This is a genomic window from Candidatus Eisenbacteria bacterium, from assembly GCA_005893275.1.
GTDB lineage: Bacteria > Eisenbacteria > RBG-16-71-46 > SZUA-252 > SZUA-252 > WS-7.
Map to the genome: position 1 here is coordinate 70817 of VBOW01000022.1, position 18862 is coordinate 89678.

An 18862-nucleotide genomic window follows, 5' to 3' on the forward strand; every position below is an offset into this window, starting at 1 on the left:
CCTGGCGGCTCCCCGGATTGGTGCTATCCTTACTTCACGCAGGGATCTTGTTCGGACGAAGGGCACGGACAGCGACTCCAGTCGAGCTCACTATGCTTCCCCGGCGCATAACACCATGGCGGGTCATCCTGTTCGTCGCCGCCGTGCCGGCCGTTTTGGCCGTGCATCCTGCCGCGGCCCAAACCGACTCCTCGGGCGTCCGTTACTACGAGCTTGCCACCACAAGCAATTACCAGTCAGGTTGTTTCGGTCCATGTCTCTGCCCGGTTCTAATCTCCGGCCCGCTCAAGGGCACCTTCATCCTCAAGCACTTGGGCTTCGACGGGCTCTTCGATCGATATGACGTGTCCGACGTGCGGTGGACCGTGCCGGATAACACGACGAATCTCACGATTCGGGGTGCCGGCACGTACCGCGTCGGGGGCGAAGTCGCGATCCAGCAACAGCTAAGCCTGGACCTCTCGGTCGGTGGAAGCCCGCCGGAGCACTTCGATAGCGGGCTTGTCGCTGGAGGGGGCGAGTTCCCGAAGATCGATATCACCATCTCCCTCCACCAGAACACAGCGTGCCACGATACGGTGATGCACGTGGTGGCATCGCCCTACTACACAACGACCGGCGTGGAGCAGGGGACCGGCGGTGTCTCAGCGGCTCTGGACCGCGTAACGCCGAACCCCTTCGGCGGACAAGTCAAGCTGCGCTTGACGCTCGCCCGGCCGGGGCCGGTCGAGATCGTGATCTATGACGTCCTCGGTCGAGCGGTCCGCGTTCTAGCGAAAGGCGCCTGGCTGACCGCCGGAGAGCACACGCTCTCCTGGGACGGGCGGCGTGATGGCGGCGCGGCCTGCACGGCGGGCGTGTATTTTGTCGGCGCCCACGTGGAAGGCCGCGTTTTCATGAGTCGAGTCGTAAAGGTGAACTAGGTTCGCGGCGCTCGTGGCACGGCAGATACCGTCGATCCCCCGGCGCCGAGCGGTGGAGCGCCGAAAGCAACCCCTCCGACTCGCTCCGGTCCTCGGACTCCTGCTCGCATGGGCGACGGTGCCTCACGACGCCCGCTCCGAGACTCCGCTGACAACGGTCCGGGTGGCGCAGGGCCTAAGCCTTCCACTCTTCGCCACCTCGCCTCCCGGTGACACCACCCGTCTCTTCATCGTCGAACAGCGCGGGACGGATCGCCGCGGCCGCATCAAGATCCTCAAGAGCGGGACCGTCTTGGGCACCGAGTTCCTAGCGACGCCTCCCCTCGCCGCCGGCACCGAGCAGGGGCTTCTTGGGCTCGCGTTCGCGCCCGACTATGCGACGAGCGGACGGTTTTATGTCAACTATACGGACTCCCTGGGAACGACGAGAATCGTACGCCACACCGTTTCGGGGAATCCGGACATCGCGAACCCCGTCGGCACCGAGATTCTGTCGATCCCCCAGCCCTTCGCGAATCACAACGGCGGCTGGCTGGGTTTCGGTCCCGACGGCTACCTCTATATGGCGACGGGGGATGGCGGCGGCGCAGGGGACCCTGCCGACCGCGCCCAGAACGTCGACAGCCTCCTTGGGAAGATCCTGCGTCTGGACGTGAGCGGCGCGGGGTACACGATCCCGCCGGGGAACCCGTTCGCGGGTCCGACGCCGGGCCGTGACGAGATCTGGGCGTTCGGCCTCAGGAATCCCTGGCGGCCGAGCTTCGACCGCGCGACGGGCGACTTGGTGATCGCCGATGTCGGGCAAAACCTGCGCGAGGAGATCGACTTCGCCGCTTCCGGAACGGGAGCGGGCGCGAACTACGGATGGCGTTGCTTCGAAGGCTCGCTTCCCTTCACCTCCAGCACCACGATCCCCTGCGGTTCCTGCTCGGCGCCGGGATGCCCCAAGATATTCCCGCTCCACGAGTACGACCACACGCTCGGACGCTGCTCGATCACCGGCGGGTTCGTTTATCGCGGGTGCGCGATCCCCGATCTCAGAGGCCAATACTTCTTCGGGGATTACTGCGGGCGCCAGATCTACACCGGCCGGTTCCAGGGCGGAGCCTTCGTGGATTTCAGAGATCGGACCTCTCAGCTTGCGCCAGGCGGAGGCCTGACGATCGGCAACATCACGAGCTTCGGAGAGGACGCGCGCGGCGAGATCTACATCTGCGATCAAGGCGGACAGATTTTCAAGATCGTGCCGAGCGCCGCCGTGCTCGAGTCGGACATGCCGGCCCTGCGCGCGCGAACCGCGCTTGGCGATAGCCTCGGCTCCACCGCGCCGGGAAACGCGCTCGTCACGGGGATCATCCCCTTCGCCGATGCGGGGAGCCGGATTCGGGGGGTCGGGTATCTCAAGAACGCGACGATTCGGGAGTGCACGGCGATTTCGGGCAGCTGCCTGACCTCCCATGTCCGGCTCGACCCATTCGACATCGACCTCACCGCCTGCGTCGATTCCGCGGTCAACGCGCTCACCCGTACGTTTGTTTTCAGAAACACATCGGCATCATCCCGCGCGCTCGCCTACGTGGACGTCATCACGCCCGTCCTGCGTGGGGATCCCGACGGCGCCGTGAAGGCCGCGCCGTCCGGCCCGAGCAAGAGCGCGGTGCTGGTTCAAGCCGATACCTTTTCTCCGGATCGTTGGATCGTCCACTCCGGCTCGGGCTCTGCGGGGGTGACCTACAGCGCCGACGTGGATACGGCGTCGGAGCTCGGCGCACGCGTGGCTGCCGATCAGCCGCTCGCCGAAGGCGCGTCCGCGGGGCCGGCCTCCGTCGGGTTGGCTCTCGGCTTCGACTTCGGATCGGTCGCGCCGGCGGTCCGCGAAACCGTGGTCGTCGTGACGCAGCTCAGAGCCTCGGCGCCGAGCGGCGTGGATGGGGGGGCGCCAATCCCTGCCGGGGGCGAGCTTCGCGTCCTGGGCCCGATTCCATTCCGCTCGGACCTTCGTCTCCAGGTCGGCCTGCCGCGCGCCGGGCGGATCTCGCTCGACGTGTTCGATCCGGCCGGAAGGCGCGTGCGGACGCTGACGAGGGGCCGGATGCCTGCGGGGAGAAGCTTCATTCAGTGGAACGGGAGGCTTGACGGCGGAGGAAACGCTCCGTCCGGGATTTATTTCGTCAAGCTGAAGAGCGACGACTGGGCGGTGATGCGCCGGGTCGTGCTGGTGCGATGAGGGGATAGACGAGGAGGCGGGGACTATCCCTCGAGGCTACTCCGGAGGCTTGTCGGGTGGGGCCGCATCGTCTTCGGGCGCCTGAGGTTCAGGGGGAAGTGCCGCCGCGGCGCGGGCCGCGGCCTTCTCGGCCTGACGCGCTTGCCGGGCAGCCCGTTTTTCGTTCGCCCTTTCGACCCGCTTCTTTGCCTTCTGGTTCTTGAGAAAGGATGGATTTCCTCTGCCCGCCATCGTGTTCTCCACGATCCGTGTATCGCCGCCGATTCTCGTAGCCCAGGCCCTCAGTCTCGCCTCTTGGAGCCCGCGACACAAGATGAAAGCGTCGGGGCGCGATTGCCGTTCTCCGGATCGTTCCTGGGGCGTACGCTTCGGTGGTGCCGCTCATCTTTCTCGCCCTCTTCGCGCTCGCCCAAGGGGCGGACATCATCGGCCTTCCTTCACCCGATTGGCCGGCAGAACGATGGGTCCAAGGCGGCCCGCTGCGTCTCGCCGATCTCCGGGGCAGGGTGGTCCTCATTCGCTTCTTCATGGACGCACGGTGTCCCCTTTGCCGGGGTACAGCTCCGGCCCTGAACGAGCTCTACCGCGAGTTCGCGCCGAAGGGGATGATCGTGATCGGGTTCTACACGCCCAAGCCGCGGCCGCGGCCCACGACGGTGGAGGAGGTGCGGGACTACGTGAAGGCATTCGGATTTCGCTTTCCGATCGCCGTCGATGACGACTGGGGATGCTTGCGACGGCTCTGGCTCGACCGGGTTCCGGAAGCGGAATTCACGTCCGCGTCGCTTCTCATCGATCGCAAAGGAATCGTGCGCCACATCCAGGCCGGCGGGACTTATTCGAAGGACTCCAAGGACCGGCGGGCCCGGAGCGACTACGAGTCGATGCGCTCGGCGATCATAAAGCTCCTCGCGGAGCGGTGACGCCGGGCCGATCGGACAGGCGAGCGCTGGAGATCAGCGGCTGCCGGCCAGCAGCCTTCCGGGTTTGCCGGCCCGCATGCGCTCCACCACTCGTTCGCCGATCAGCCGGCCCACCCTCGCGCCCTCTTCGTTGTCGTGACGGAAGTGGATTCCACCGTAGAGGCGGGAGACCGCGGCCTCCTCGGCCTGCTGCTCGAAGTAATCGCGCTCGCCCGGAAAAATCACGCCCAGGACGGCGGCAGCGGCGGCGGAAACCGTAGAGTGACCCGACGTATAGCTGGGGAAATTAGGGGTCGCGATCACCGTCGTGAGGCCCGGGATGCGCTGGAACGGGCGGGCGGTCCAGAACCTGTATTTCGTTTCCCAGCACGAGACGAACCCGTCGGCCATGGCCATGTTGAGATAGGCATGCGCGCGCGCCGATCCGGCGAGATCCAGGTTCGATTCCTCGATGCGGTCGTTGAGCAAATCGTTCCAGATCGTGGGCGGCGGGAGATCGGCCCATTTGTGGACGATCGCGATCTGCTCGGGCGTGCGGTGTAAGGATACGTCGTAGACCTCCTGGGTCTCGTTCTGATCCAGCGTCGAGCCGAAGGGGTACGGGGGTTCCGGCTGGATCTCCGAGCCCGATTCGAGAATCCAGGTCTTCCACGACCCGCAGATCGGCAGCACCGGATTTGTTCCGGTCCAGATTCCATCCCCGCTGGGGGCGGTTCCGTTGAAGGGAAGGTCGGACCCGTCCCCCTTTCCGCGTGCGACGACGATGCCGGCTACCGCACGGCCGAGAGCCCAGCCTCCGAGCGCGCGCCCCCGTAAACCGCCGGCGAGCGCGATCTGATCCGCGGCGGCCGCGGCAATTCGCTCGCCTGCGGCTGGAAAGAGGTAGAGCAGGACCCTCGAGGCTACTCCCGCGGCGACCGCGTGCGCCGGAAGACGGCCGCGGAGATGATCCCCGGAAACCACCAGGGCCTCGTAGACGCCCACCTGAACCAGTGCGTAGTCGCGCGCCAGCATCGGCGGCGGCAGCTTGGCGGCAAGTCCCAATTCCCTCGCAACCCGATTCCAGAAGACGACAGGGTTGGGAGCCGCGCCGAGCCTCGGCTCGCCCGCGGACGATATCAGGCGATCGAAGAGCGCGCGGTCCTCGGGCGAGGCCGCCTCTCGGCCGGGAGCGGGCAGCCGAGGATCCAGCGGACCACGAATCAGGAGGGTTTGTGAATCGCCGGCACCTGCCGGCTCGCGTCCAGCGGGGGCGACGGCGTTCTCGAGGCTGCAGCTGCTGGTGGCCAGCGCGAGGAACAGCGCGCCGGCGAGGATGCGGTCGATGCGCATGGTTGTCACCCTCGGTGGGGAACAGTCTTGAGTTTAGGAACGCGTGGAGGCCGCATCCTAGCACGGTGCCGCCCGTCCTGAAAAGGTGTCGCGGCTCCCTCGTACTGGTTCGTCCGGAGCGATCCGGAAGGGACATCGATGCCGAGCATCTCGTGCCCCGTGGCACATTTCAAAGTTGCGACAACCGAAAAGGTGTAGGGTGGTTAGGTCTCCCAGGCGGCTCTGGGCGGCTCCCCATGGCACGGGCTTTGAAGGTCTGGCTGAGGCCGGCCGGAGCGAGAGGCGCTATCGTCGGCCTGGATCAACGGTAAGGAGGGAAATCATGAAGCGATTCGCAGCAGTGGCGGCCGTAGTCCTGGCGCTCGTCGCGTTCACGGTTTCGCAAGCGTCAGCGCATGGTTTCGGACTTTCCGCCTTCGGCCTCCGAGTCGGCGGCGTGGACCCTGAGAAGGCAGACGGGTCCGCTTTGGTGGGCGGCCATCTCGAGTTCGAAGAGTCCGGGACCCGGCTGCACCTTCAGCCCGGGATCCTGTACTGGTCCAGCGACCATCTGAGCGACTTCAATCCCAACTTCGACGTCATGTATCACTTCGTTCCGACCTCGGAGGTGAGTCCCTACCTCGGCGCCGGGGCCGGACTGCACTTCTACTCGTCGGACGTCCTAGGTCCCAACGACAGCGGCACCGATTTGGGCGCGAACCTGTTCGGCGGCGTTCTGATTCCCTCGAGATCGCTCCGCCTCTTCATCGAGGGTCGCTTTGTCGCGTCGGACCGTTCGCAAGCGTCGATCAACGGTGGAGTTACGCTGCCCTTCCGGCACCATTGAGACGCCGCGCCGAGCCGCGGCCGCCAGGACCGCTCGGTCGCTCGATACGCGCGGTCCTGCTATACTCTCCGGCCCATACCATGCTGGCCCGTGGGTCCCATCCCGCGGGCGTGAGACGCAGAAGGGAGGCCGTACATGCCGAAGTACGTCATCGAGCGCGATATTCCCGGAGCCGGAAAGCTGTCCGCCAAAGACCTTCAGGGAGTGTCGCAGAAGTCATGCGGCGTGCTCGCGAAGCTGGGACCGCAGATCCAGTGGGTCCATAGCTACGTCACCAACGACAAGATCTACTGCATCTACCTCGCTCCGAACGAAGAGATGGTACGGGAGCACGCCCGCCAGGGAGGATTTCCCGCGAATCGCATCTCCGCGGTGAAAGCGGTTATCGATCCGACCACTGCGGAAGTCTGAAACGGCCATGGCTTCGGGACCGGCCGTCGGGGGCGTAGCCTCGGGGTCATGAAGCTGCTCGTACTCGGAGGCACGCAGTTCGTCGGCAGGCACATCGTCGACGCGGCGCTATCCCACCGTCACCAAGTCACCATCTTTCACCGCGGCAGGACGAATCCCGGCCTTTTCCCCTCGGCCGCGGAGATTCTCGGGGACCGGGACGGCGGGCTCGATCCGCTGAGGGGCGGAAGTTGGGACGCGGTCATCGACGTGAACGGCTACGTGCCGCGAATCGTGCGGGACTCGACGCGACTCCTATCGGGAGCGGTCGAGCGATACGCCTTCATCTCCACGCTTTCGGTCCTGGCCGATCCGAGCATCGCGGACCAGGATGAGAGCGCGCCGCGCGCGGCGTTCCACACGCTCACGACCGAGGAGATCAGCAAGGATACCTACGGGCCGCTCAAGGCGGCCTGCGAGGCGGCCGTCGAGGCCGCGGCCGGGGAGCGCGCCCTGATCTTTCGCCCCGGGTTCATCGTAGGGCCATGGGATCATACGGGGCGATTCAACTACTGGCTGCGCCGCGCGAGCGAAGGGGCCGACATGCTCGCGCCGGGCGAGCCGGGAGCGCCGGTCCAGTTCATCGATGCGCGCGATCTAGCCCTCTTCGTGCTGCGGGCGGTGGAGACCCAGAAGACCGGCACCTACCACACGGTCGGCCCCGAGGGGCAGCTTACCTGGGGCCGTCTGTTCGAGGAGTGCAAGAAAGCCACCGGCGTGGACACGTGCCTCATTTGGGTCGCGGAGGACTTCCTCGAAGACCGAGGAGTCGCTCCGGGCGAGCTGCCGATGCGGTTTCCCGGAGCGGAGGGCCTCTCCCAGACGAACTGCGCGAAGGCGATCGCGGCAGGGCTCACGTTCCGGCCGCTCGTGGACACGATACGCGACACGCTGGCGTGGGATTCGCTCCACGGCCGGAGCGATGTCGGGCTCTCGAGGAATCGCGAACGGGAGCTGCTTGCGGCGTGGAATGAAGCGCGGGAGACCGTCTAGCCCACCGAGGGAGACCCTCCCGCCCGAAGCGCGCTACCCCTCCGGTCGGACCCATCCCTCCTCGGGCAGGAGCGCCTTGTGCCCGGACGGGCGGATCTTGCGGTAGATCTCCGAAGGGTTGCGTTCCCGGCCCTCGACGGTCAATAGCGCGCGGAGCGGGATCCCGAAGAGCCGCTCGTTTTCTTCGAGGTAAGGCCGCGCGACCTCCCAATCTTCGGGTCCCAGCTCGGCAAACTCTCCCCCGTTCAGCTGATCCTCCGTGAGCGTCCGCCCCGGATCCCGGACGTAGATCGCGCCCCCCGAGGCGAGCGAAAAGAGATTTCCTCCGGGGTAGGGGCTTTCGAGATCGCGCAGCGCGCCGTCCTCGTCGAAGGCGATGCCGTTCAAGATCACGAAACCGCCTCCGCTCAGAGGATCACCGGCCATGAAGGATTCGGCCAGGTAGTCGAGGCACGTCCCGTTGATCACGACGCGGGGGCGTCCCACGGCATTGATCATCGGACGCCCCGCCGCGTTTCCCAGGATGAACGCCCTGCCGCCTTTCGCGCCGTACATGAACGTCTGCCCGATGTCGCCGTGCACGACGAGTGTCCCGTCCTTCATGATCTGCGCGAGCTGATCCTGAGCCGAGCCGTGGACGTGGACCGAAGCGCCGTCGATCCCCGAAGCGAGATAATCTCCGGAGGATCCAAACACGTCGATGTGGAGCCCGCGTGTCTCCGGGCCCAAACCGCAAGCTATGAACCGCTGCCCGCGGACGTCGAATGCCAGGATTCGCCGGAAACCGCGCCGGTGAAGCCCGACGATCCCCCGCGCGAGAGAGTCCGCCCCCTCGGGAGGAAACCGCCGCGCGTCGACGATCGCGACCCCTCCCTCCCCGTAGGGGGACGGCATCGGGACGCCGAACTCATACCACGCGTGCCGTGCATCGCGCGCCTCTCGGGCTTCCGTGAGCACGCGAACCAAGGAGCGATCCATCATCGAGAGCACGCAGCTTCGCTTCATGGAGCCGGTCGGGTAGCGCCGGTCGATCAGGAGCGTGAGCAGGGAGACGATCTCCAGCCGGTCCGTCCCTTCCCGCGCGGCCTGCTCCAGCTCCTCGAGGAGACTCGCGACATCGGAGTAGTCCCATGCGGGAGCCCGCTCGCGGATCATCCCGAACCGGCTGGCCGGATCCTGGGTCCGCTCGAGGATGTCGGCGGGGTTCGTCGTCCGGGCGCCGCTCGGAGGGATCGCGCCCGAGAAGGCGCGCTTGGACGGGTCGGGCTCGATCCTATTTCCGAACTTGTCCTCGCAGCGGAAGGCGCTGCCGTCCCCGCCGTTCGGACCCACCGTGAACGTGAAGGCGCCTCCGTCGGTGTGGCTTCCGCCTCGCGCGTTCCAGAACAGGTCGGCCCGCGACCAATAGCGGGGATCTTCGCTCGCCAAGCTCTCGAGCGCCGCGTCGATCGCCTGTTTCTCGGAAGCCGCGAATCCGATTGACGCTGAGCCGCATTGAATCGCGAACACCTGCGGCCGAAGCATGGAGGTGTCCGTGATCCCGATCAGGCGCTTTTCCCCGTTTTGGGGGTCGGACTGCGCGATGAGGAAGAACCACGGGCCGTCGGGCGAGCCGTGGATGTGCACGGCATGCAGCTTACGGTAGAGATTCCGGCGTTCCTCGGGCAGGAGCGTGAAATCGCGTTCCGTGGTCGGCGCCATCGCCTCGATCACGTACTCGAGTGGATAACCGTACACTCTGCTCAGGAGATCGAAGGCCAGGACGGCGACCTCGGTATCGGTGAGGTAGAGCGGATAGATCTTCCGCTGTGCGAGATAGCTCGAGATCGAGGCGTAGTTTGCGAAGTCCCCGTTATGGACGAGAGCTTCGTGCATGCCGATGAAAGGGTGGGCGCCCCCCGGGTGCCATACCCGCCCCTTCGTCGGATAGCGGTGGTGGCCGATCCAAATGTTCGCGTGAAAGTTCTCGAGACCATAAGCGCGAATGACGTCTTCTCCGTAGCCGACCATCTTGAGGACGAGCATGTCCTTGCCATGGGACAGGACGAACGCGCGCTTCTCGCCCGTCGAGGCGTAACACTCCCGGTTCAGGCGGTACGTGTTCTGGTACACGATCTCGTCTTCCGCGGCGCGCCCGTCGGCAATGCCGTGGGCGCGCACGAACTCGGCGCGTGCCTCCTCCCGCACGCGAACGAAGTAGCACGCTACCTCCGGCGGGGGGACATCCAGTCGGAGCTCCTTTTGCGCGCCGGCGAGAAGCGGGATCTCGGTGGTATGGTCCACCACGAAGGTGGGCTCGACGAAAGTCCTCTCCACATGGGCGCGGACGGACCGGTCGAGGAAGGCCACGGCGAGCAGGTAGTTCTCGGCGAGGACGCGGGCGGGCACCCCGAAGAACTCGGGATCGAGGCCGACCGCGGCGATGCCCCCTCCCTTGCCGTTTCCCCGGTTTCGCATTTGCAGGAGAGACTGCAAGAGGTGGCGTCCGGCGACGGCCTCGCTCGAGGCGATCCCGATGACGCCGCAGCCTCCTTCGGCCTCGACGGGGCGGACCGGGGCGTGCGGCGGCTTCTCGAGGAAGCCGCGCGAGGCGAGGATCGCATCCGCTCTAGCGCGCGGCATGTTCCACGTCCCGCGAGGCCTTCGCGGCCGGCCGGCCGGCGTAGGTGAGCACGTCGGTGCGGCCACGAAGCTCGCGGACGCTCCGCATTCCGAGTTGACGCAATAGCTCGGCGAGCTGCCACTGGAAGGATTCGTACAGGCGGCTGATGCGACCGCGGCCCCATTCCGGTTCCACGAGCTTCGAAAGCTCGGGGTCGGTGGTGGTCAGACCAAAGGGGCACCCGCGGCCGCGCTCGCAATTGCTGCAACGCGTGCATCCGAGCGCGACCAGCTCGGTGGTCCCCAGGATGCAGCCGTCCGCGCCCAAGGCGATCGCTTTCGCGATGTCGTCCGCGGTCCGGATTCCGCCGCTCGCCATGAGCACGATCTCGTCGCGGATCCCCTCGCTCGAAAGGAAACGATGGACGCGCGGGATGGCGAGCTCGATCGGCATCGCAATATTCTTCTTCGCGATCTCGGGCGCGGCGCCCGTTCCGCCGTAGCTCCCGTCGATGTGCAGGATGTGGGCGCCGGTGTAGTAGCTGCCCACGGCCACCATGTCGACGTCGGTCGGGGTGGATACCTTCACCGAGACGAGCGCCTCCGGGTGCATCGCCTTGATCCAATCGACGTGCTTCTTGTGGTCCTCGACCGAGTACACGCTGTGAAAGGGGAACGGCGAGAAGAGACTCACCCAGGGCACGCTTTCGCGCATCCTCGCCACCGCCATCGTGGCCTTGTCCCCCAAGAGATGGCCGCCGAGGCCGGGCTTGGCTCCCTGGGCGTACTTGAATTCGACGATCGGCGCGCGAAGAATCGTCTCCTCGCGCACGCCGAACATTCCGGTCGCGACCTGGGTGATGACGTGGTCTCGATACTGCGCCACGGAGTCGGGGTAGCCGCCTTCCCCGGTGCAGGTGAAGGTGCGCCATTCTTTCGCGGCCATCGCCCGCGCCAGCATGATCTGCTCGCTGATCGAGCCGTAGGACATTCCCGCTCCGTACCATGGGACCGGGATCTCGATCTTGCGGTCGTAGGGCCGCCGGTTGAGCGAGATCGAGGTGTCGATGGGTTCCGTTTCGGGAAGCCGGCGCTCGGGACCCGCAGATCGAAACCCGAGGAGATCGAAACCGCCCCCGGACCTTCCGACTCGATACTCGAGGCCGTTCCGCGGAGGGCGGCCCGTCTCCGCCTGGATCCAGGTGGCGAGAACGAGGTCGGGAGACCACCGCGCATCCCCGAGGGCCGGGGGCATGAAGCCGAGCCCGGGCCAATCGTGAAAGCCCTGATGCAGGGCGTGCCGGTGCTTTTCGACGATGAGTTCGATCGCGGTCACGGTCATCCTTCGTACCCTTCAATCCCCGCGAACGCCTCGCGCTCCAATTCCTTCTGGAACATGCACCGGCCCACCTCGCCTCGGAGCCTCCGCACTTCGCGCAGGCCCATCGCGCCCAAGATCTCGAGAAGCTGATCCCGCCACGAGGCGGAGAGGTTCACGAGCCGCTGGACCGCCCAGGTATGATCCAGGCCGGGCAGCCGGATCGCCGCGGCCCCGGGGTCCCGCCCGGGCCCGCGAAAACGAGCCTGGAGCGCGACCATCGGCGCCATCTCGAGCGCGACCGCGTCGAGCCCGCAGATGATCGCCTTGGGCACGTGCTCGGCCAGCACGATTCCGCCGCTTCCGATCAGCGTCACCTCCTCGCGGACGCCATCCAGGACGAGCTTTCGGTGGATCTCGAGGATCACGTCCCCGAAGAACCGGCCCCCGGCGCGCGCGGTTTCGTCCGCCACGAGATGAAGCACGCGGGCGCCGGCCCGAACCATTTCCGGCACGTCGGTCCCGGCGGGGACGCGGACCGCGACGACGCTTTCGGGGAAGCGACCGCGGATTCGCTCGTAGCGCTCCCGGTTCCATCCTTCGAGGAGAAGCATTCGCGGGATCCAGCACATGCGCTCCAGGGCCGCGTCCTCCTCGGAGCGCACGAGGGGGACGACCTCCGGGCTCTCGGGAAGCCCCGCCGCCAGGGGAAAGGGGACCACGGCGAGCGAGTCGATCCGTCGGGCGGCCTCGGCCGTCACATGCAGAAGTGCATCCGACCGGACAGCCGGCGGCGGCACGTCGAACAGGAAGGGAACCTGGATCGCGAAGACCCGAGGCTCCGAGCCGCTGACCCGGCCTTCCTCATCGAACGCGAGGTAGGGGGGTTTCTCGCCGATCTCCGTCACGGTTGAGATGAACTCCCGGCCGTGGATCCCATCGCGCGTAGGCCGTACGATTTCCGACATGTCCGTCCACATTCCATCCCAGCCCGGCCCGCCGAACATGCCTCGGTACCCCGCGCCGCGCACGGGTACGCGTCCGGTCCGCGCCTCGTAGAGGATCGTGTCCACCTGGTCGGGGCCCAGATCGGATCCCGGCAGCCCGGCACGCTCCGGGTTCGGGTGGATCTGCACGATATCCGGATACTGGGTTGTGCACCGCAAGCATCCGACGCAGGAATGCTCGCGCGGGGCGAGCCCGCCGAGGGGCCCCGAGAAAACACCGTAAACGCACGGACGACTCAGGACGACCGGCATGTTGCCGCGGTACTGGACGAGCTCCTTGAGGAGGAGACCGATCAGACGATGTTTCTTCACCCGGACCCGAAAGCGCGACGGATGCGGATACAGGTCGGGCGCGGGCTTTGTCTCGATGTGATAGCGCTTGTACGTGCTCACAGAGTCTCGCGGACCCAAACAGGCCAAGGACCAGAGTCGGTCGACATGCGGATAAGGCCCCATAGTACCTGCGCCCGGTCAGGGCGCAAGTGCCGGAAGTCGCGCCGTTCCTCCCCGATCGCGCGGAGACGACGCATCACTCGTCGAACAGCACGGTGCTCTCCTCGTAGAAGCGCACCTGTTTCTGCGCGACCCGTTCCGCGATCCAGCCCTCTAGCCAACGGTTCTTCTCCCCGAGCGGACGAGCGGGATCGGCCAGGATTTCGAGGGGGATGTTGACGCGGAGCGCCCTCCAGGGGATCAGATGGCGGGTGATGCCGGCGGGAAGACGGGCCCCGCTCGAGGCGATCTCGAGAATCTCGTCGGGATGGAATCGCGGGAACACGACGAGCGCGGTGACGTCCGGAAACCGCGCCCGGGCGTCCGCCAGCGAGTCGCGCATCACCCGATGGAAGGGTGCCCGCTCCCGGTAGATGTCGACCACGGCGTTCAAGAGGGCGTTTCGCTCGTAGAGGCCGCGGCCGCCGTGGAGCGTGAGGGCGCGATCCTCATCCGCCACGACGTACGCGATCGCCTCACGCCGCGCGAGCAGGGCACGCGCCTGACTCAGGCCCTCGGGACGCCGCTCCAGGCCGGGGAGAGCCGCGAGCTCGCGCTCCAGCGCCTCGAACGAGCTCCCCGAGATCGCGTGGTGCCATGTGGATAGCTGGATCTCGGGGTCGTCATAGCGCACCGCTTGGATGAGCATGTGCGGCAGCCCCGCGGTGGCCGTGGCGGCCACGCGATTGGCGCCGTCCAGGACCACGAAGCGCTCCTCCCGATGGGGCGGGGCGATGGGGGTCGCGATGGGCGGGTTCTTGAGATGGCCGGACCGGCGAAGCCGTTCGCTCAAGCGCCTGGTGCGGCTCTCGTCCTCCCGCTCGTGGGGTACGAGCGAGGACACAGGAACGATTCGCAGATCGGGGAGCTTGAAATCGGAGTGACCGGCCGGGGACATGAGCGCTCTAGTGTATCACCACGCACGCTCTCCTCAGGCACGCTCCAGCCGGTGGGCCAGGTCGTGGAGGTCGCGCACGTGGAGGTCCGCCCGGCCGGGGCGCGCGTGGGGTCGGGAGACGAAGACGCAGGTGAGTCCGAGGCGTCGGGCGGTCTCCAAGTCGTAGTCCGCATACGCCGAAACGTGATACCAGTCCCGCCCGAATCGCGCGCCGAGTCGGGAAGCCACGTGGGCCCAGATTGCAGGGTTCGGCTTGTAGCTGCGGATCTCTTCGGAGCAAATCCATTCGGTCAAATCGAAACCGAGCGACCGCTGCATCTGCCTTCCGTGGGACTCGTCGCTATTCGTGCTCGCGACGCACGGAGCGATCCTCATGAGGCGGCCGAGCCCTGCCCGGACGTCGGGGTAGAGAGGCCAGCTTCCGGCGTCCACGGCAATCGAACGTGCCGCCTCGGACGGAATTCCGAGGACGTGGACGAGGCTCGATGCCACGATGGAGGCATAGGAGCGATAGCGGCCGTTCTCGAGGTCCGCCTGGAAATCGATCACCTGGTCGAACTCGGGATCGTTGAGCTCGGTCCCGTGCCGGCGCAGGGATTCCCGAAGACCGCGCCGCCAATCGATCACCGTTCCGAAGATGTCGAAGGTCAGGAGCGCGGGCCGCATTCCCGTAGCTCCAGCACCGCCCGATGCAGATCGGCCGCGACTGCGACGTGGGCTGCCGGGGAGGCTCATCGCACGCCGCGGACCTGCCGCACCAGGACGGTTCCCAAGACGAACCAAACCGCCGTGAGGGTGAAGACCACGGTATACCCCAGAAGGAGTGAGCGGTGTTTGAAGCCCGAGAGAATGACCCCCGTCAGAGCGGGCGCGATCATCTGGGGCAGTACCAGAGATACGTGCCAGATTCCCATGTCCTTCGCCGCAGCGTCTCCCTTCGGGAGCACGTCGATCGCGAGGGCCCAGTCCACCGCCTGGTAGGCGCCGTAGCCAATGCCGAAGAGCGCGCCGATCCAGAACATGGCGGTGAGGGAAGGGTAGAGGCCCACCCCGACGAAGAGGAGCGAGGCAAACGCCATGAGACCGCCGCTCGCGTAAATCAGGGGTTTGCGGCCGTGCCGGTCCGAGAGCGCGCCCGCGGCGAGGCTCGTGGGGATTCCGGTCGCGATGATGACCGCGATCAGGTAGGAGGTCCCGAGGGCGGGATTCCCGAGTCGGACGACATCTTTCAGGAAATACAGGAAAAACGTGAACACCGAATAGATTCCCATCATGACGAGCGCACGCGTGAGGAGGACGAAGAAGAAATTCCGGTACTCAGCGGCCCGCGGCAAGAACGAGCCGGCGAAGGGACCGAGACGAAACGGCCCGGGGCTCGCCTCCAGGGGACGCTCCCTCACCCCCGCGACCGTGAGCGCAAGGAAGAGGACGAGCACCGCCGCCACGGTCCCGTACATCGGCCAGTAGCCCTCCCCCCGAATGAGATTCCCGGCCGCGATCACGCCGAAGAGCGTCCCTCCGGCGGTCATGAGCGCGAGCCATCCGCTCGCGGCCCCGCGCTGCTCATGAGGGACCAGGTCCGGGATGAGTCCGGCGTAGGGCCCGCCGGCCCAATTGCTGCCGAGCTGGACCCCGAGGTAACAGAAGAGAAACAGCCAGATGCTCCCGCCGGCGCCGAACCCCGCGAGAAAGAGCAGAAACAGGACGTTGATCGCCGTCCCGACGACGAGGAAGGGACGCCGCCGCCCGAATCGGCTGAGCGACCGGTCGGAAAAGGCGCCCGCGATCGGGGTCGCGACGAGGGAGAGCGTGGCACCGATCGGGGGAATGAGGCCGTTGTAGAGCTCCTTTCGCGCATCGCCCACGAGCGCCGCGATCTGGCTCGGGAGCGCGATCGCGAGGAGGGCGCCCCACTGGAAGTTGTAGGCGAGCCAGAAACAGGAGACGGCCAGATGATCGCGTGGACGCAGCCGGGCAGGCCCGCCTGCGGGCGCTTCGCTGCCATGGATCAGGGCGTTCCTCCCGGCGGCAGCCGGAGCGAGGCGGCGTAGTCGGGCCATCGGAGCAGGATCTCCCGCCACACCACGAGAGCGGAGTCCGCCCGGCCGCTGCGGTAGAGCGCGAGGCCGAGATTGTGGCGTAGGACGGGAAGGTTGCCTTCGAGGCTGACCGCGTCCCGGAACAGAGGCGCCGCCTCGGCGTAGCGCCCCTGCTTCATGTAGCAGAGGCCGAGGTCGTACTTGCCCTCCCACCGTCCCGGTCCGCGCCGCACCCCTTCCACCAAGTAGGGGACCGCTTCGCCAAATCGTCCCAGCGCCATGAGCTCATTCCCCACGTTGGTCCAGTGGCGGGGGTTCGTGGGCTCGGCGGCAAGGGTGGCTCGCGCGTAGGGGAGCGCCGCCGCGTTCATGCCGCGGTCGCGGAAATGCTGCTCGAGGGTGGCGTTGCCGTAGGCTCTGCCGTATCGCGATACCCGGCTCTGGTCATTGACGACCGCCCGGAATCGCGCGACCGATGCCTGCTCGCTCGCGTTGACGAGCAGGAATGCGAAGAGCGAGCTTGCGGAGAGGCCCACGAGCGCCGCCGGCGCCCAATCTTTCGCATCGTTTGCGAAGAGCCATCGACCGGCGGCGACCCCGAGCAGGGCCGTTGGAGCGAGGAAAATCGACGTGAGATCCCAGTCCTGGGCCGGCGCGACCGGCGTCATGAGCCCCACCGCAAGAAGGAAACCCGGGATCGCGGCAGCCGCCAGGACTGCAAGGTCGGGAGGGAACGGCCGGAGCCTTCCGCGCGTCGAGACGAGACAGCCGAGCAAGAGCAGGGTCGGGCCGGGCAACACGAGGAGCACCGCGTTTCCGATATCGGCCAGATGCCCGTAGGAGAAAAATCCGTAAGGCCGGTGGAAAGTCGCTCCTTCGAACCCTCCGCGAATCCCCCTCGTCGCGCCGCGGAAGGGCTCGATCCAATCGGAGGGTCGATACCCCAGCGCCCAGAGAAGCGCGACCAGGAGCGCGGCTGGGACCGCGATTTCAAGAAGCTTTCGCCCAAGCGGCCGCCGTTCCAGGAACACCAACACCAGATAAGAGGGCAGGAGGTACACCGCGCTCAGATGCGACGCGACGGCCAACGCCAGAGCCGCCGCCGCGAGGTACGGCGAATCGGCGCCGCGCGCCCGTCGCAGCGCGAGCCAGAGGTAGAGAAGGATGAAGAGCGCGGCGGTCGGGTAGCTCTCGATATAGCCGAAATAGAGCTGCGAAATGCCGAGTGTCAGGAGCAGAGCGAACGGCAGGAGCCACCGCCCCCGGTCGGGCGCTATTTCCTTCGCAATCCCCGCCAGGAGCGGAGCGCCGAGTACGCCGCAGAGCACGGAGAGAAGCGACATCGAGAGCGCATCGGGCGGCCGGCCCATGAGCCGGATGAGATTCGCGAAGCCGTGCCAGAGGGCGGCGGAGAGCGGTTCGCTGTACGCCCGACGTTCGCCCGATAGGACGGTGGCGAGCCAGACCGCGCCGTCCCCGAGGAGCTGGGTGCGCGTCCGGAGCAGCCACAAGATTGCGGCGAAGGGGATCAGCAGCGCCAGAAGCCACGCGCCGGGCTGGCGCATGGCGCGCGCCAGCCGTGGCAACGCGTTGCCACGATGTGACTTATCTGGCCAAGGCTCCGCCGGCTGCCCCGCGCCGGGCTCGCGCAAGGCTTCCGGCCCGAAGGTGGCGATCGCGAGGACCGCCACGCTTCCCACGAGGACCGCGAGCAGCGCGAGACGAACCGGAGGCGCCAGGAACCCTGCCGCGTGCAATCCCCACCCGCGGGGTCCCTGGCTCGCGGAAGCCCAGACCACCGCGGCCGCGTAGGCGATCGCGCCAACGGCCACCGCGACCTTGCCGGCTCGGATGGAGGAGTTGTCATGCCGCCGTGCGCCGGCGTGCTCGGGCAAGGGTCGGCTCAGGGGATGGATCCATGGCTCGGGGTCGTAGCCTTCCAGTCTAACGCCCCGCGTCCGCGGGTGTACAATATTCGCCGTCCCGGGTAGTGGGTCGTTTTGGGGTGGCCTTCGCGTAGCCTAGGAAGCGCCGCCGTGCGATAATGCAACCCCATGAACAAGCGTCCAAGGACACCCAAGGATCTGAACCGTCTAGCGGCGTCGATCATTGACCGGGCCACGACTTCAAAGCGCTCGAAACGCAAGAGCGCAGCCAAGCAAAAGCCTCGCTCTACTTCTTCTCGTGGTCGTCAGTCTCGCTAGCGGGTACCATATTCGCCGCGACAGTTAGGTAGGCCTTGAGGTTTTCAAGGTGAGCCTTAGTGAGCTTCTCGGCTCCAATGATCCGCACCTCGGCCATCACGTCACCTGAGAGCGGCCACGCAAACGTTTTCACTCCGGCATGGGATTGTCTTGTGCCAGTCGCTGGAGGCGTAAACGCGTCCATATTATTGCCCTCGCCTGATTCCCTGGTCGAATCATTCCCTTCTCCCAAGAGTCTATACTACGTTATGAATGCCCGCGTTCCTCGTTCCGAGAATTCAAGTTCCCTGCCGAGATAAGAGCCTATCGCATCATCTGATTCCTGGCCTACGGCTTCGTGGATGTTTCTGAATAGTTCCGGGGTGAGCGCGGCCTCTTGAATCGCAGCCTGACGTTCCTCAGGATTTTTTGGCATCACAATGCGTTTCGCCAGGTTCGACACCGAGAGCTTGCCTCGACCCTCCAAGAGGCCATATTGCTTCATCGCGGCCAGCTTGCTGCGCGCGGGTCCACTAAGCCCCGAGAACCCTATGCCCTTCGCCGCAGTCTCTTGCGTGACCACGGTCGCGCGCTCCTTTTTCCATAGCTTGTCCACAGCATCAATCGCATCCTCCAGCGGTACGGAGGGA

General features: G+C 66.4%; 14 protein-coding genes and 1 pseudogene (1 of these 15 only partly in view). 6 read left to right on the forward strand and 9 right to left on the reverse strand.

Features of this window, described 5'->3' with window-relative positions:
• The first annotated feature begins 92 nt into the window (after positions 1-92).
• From E6K76_04885 to E6K76_04895, 3 genes are all read left to right on the forward strand, one after another.
• Positions 93-923 carry a T9SS type A sorting domain-containing protein gene (locus tag E6K76_04885; GenBank protein TMQ59405.1) on the forward strand — a complete coding sequence of 277 codons (831 nt, stop codon included), beginning with the start codon at positions 93-95 and terminating at the stop codon, positions 921-923.
• A gap of 13 nt (positions 924-936) precedes the next feature.
• Positions 937-3150, forward strand: coding sequence for a hypothetical protein (locus tag E6K76_04890; protein TMQ59406.1), 2214 nt, complete (start codon positions 937-939; stop codon positions 3148-3150).
• 332 nt (positions 3151-3482) lie between these two features.
• Positions 3483-4073, forward strand: a complete 591-nt coding sequence (locus tag E6K76_04895) for a TlpA family protein disulfide reductase (protein TMQ59407.1) — start codon at positions 3483-3485, stop codon at positions 4071-4073.
• 33 nt (positions 4074-4106) lie between these two features.
• Here the strand turns inward: E6K76_04895 and E6K76_04900 are convergent, their stop codons facing one another.
• Positions 4107-5405, reverse strand: a complete 1299-nt coding sequence (locus tag E6K76_04900) for a vanadium-dependent haloperoxidase (protein TMQ59408.1) — start codon at positions 5403-5405, stop codon at positions 4107-4109.
• A gap of 322 nt (positions 5406-5727) precedes the next feature.
• On the opposite strand from E6K76_04900, the gene E6K76_04905 reads away from it, so the two are divergent.
• The 3 genes from E6K76_04905 to E6K76_04915 all read left to right on the forward strand — a co-directional run bounded on the left by E6K76_04905 (position 5728) and on the right by E6K76_04915 (position 7674).
• Positions 5728-6231 (forward strand): hypothetical protein, encoded by a 504-nt coding sequence (locus E6K76_04905; protein TMQ59409.1) that lies wholly within the window; start codon positions 5728-5730, stop codon positions 6229-6231.
• 135 nt (positions 6232-6366) lie between these two features.
• The gene (locus E6K76_04910; protein TMQ59410.1) at positions 6367-6642 is read left to right on the forward strand and encodes a DUF4242 domain-containing protein; all 276 of its coding nucleotides are present in this window, start codon (positions 6367-6369) and stop codon (positions 6640-6642) included.
• Between the two features lie 48 nt (positions 6643-6690).
• Entirely contained in the window at positions 6691-7674 is a 984-nt protein-coding gene (locus E6K76_04915; GenBank protein ID TMQ59411.1) for an epimerase, read from the forward strand.
• Positions 7675-7707: 33 nt separating this feature from the next.
• Here E6K76_04915 and E6K76_04920 read toward each other — a convergent pair whose 3' ends face one another.
• From E6K76_04920 to E6K76_04955, 8 genes and pseudogenes are all read right to left on the reverse strand, one after another.
• Positions 7708-10296, reverse strand: coding sequence for a glutamate synthase (locus tag E6K76_04920; GenBank protein TMQ59412.1), 2589 nt, complete (start codon positions 10294-10296; stop codon positions 7708-7710).
• A complete protein-coding gene (locus E6K76_04925) occupies positions 10283-11617 on the reverse strand; it encodes an FMN-binding glutamate synthase family protein (GenBank protein TMQ59413.1) in 1335 nt (444 codons plus the stop codon). Before E6K76_04925 ends, E6K76_04920 begins: the two co-directional genes overlap by 14 nt.
• Positions 11614-13056, reverse strand: coding sequence for a hypothetical protein (locus E6K76_04930; protein TMQ59414.1), 1443 nt, complete (start codon positions 13054-13056; stop codon positions 11614-11616). The genes E6K76_04925 and E6K76_04930 overlap by 4 nt, the downstream gene beginning before the upstream one ends.
• Before the next feature lie 73 nt (positions 13057-13129).
• A complete protein-coding gene (locus tag E6K76_04935; protein ID TMQ59415.1) occupies positions 13130-13990 on the reverse strand; it encodes a hypothetical protein in 861 nt (286 codons plus the stop codon).
• A gap of 33 nt (positions 13991-14023) precedes the next feature.
• Positions 14024-14656: a hypothetical protein gene (locus E6K76_04940; protein TMQ59416.1), complete on the reverse strand. Its 633-nt coding sequence runs from the start codon at positions 14654-14656 to the stop codon at positions 14024-14026.
• Positions 14657-14721: 65 nt separating this feature from the next.
• Entirely contained in the window at positions 14722-16050 is a 1329-nt protein-coding gene (locus tag E6K76_04945) for an SLC45 family MFS transporter (GenBank protein ID TMQ59417.1), read from the reverse strand.
• Positions 15999-17924 carry a tetratricopeptide repeat protein gene (locus tag E6K76_04950; protein ID TMQ59418.1) on the reverse strand — a complete coding sequence of 642 codons (1926 nt, stop codon included), beginning with the start codon at positions 17922-17924 and terminating at the stop codon, positions 15999-16001. Before E6K76_04950 ends, E6K76_04945 begins: the two co-directional genes overlap by 52 nt.
• A 550-nt stretch (positions 17925-18474) precedes the next feature.
• Positions 18475-18862: pseudogene (locus E6K76_04955) on the reverse strand (hypothetical protein) (it continues 29 nt past the right edge of the window).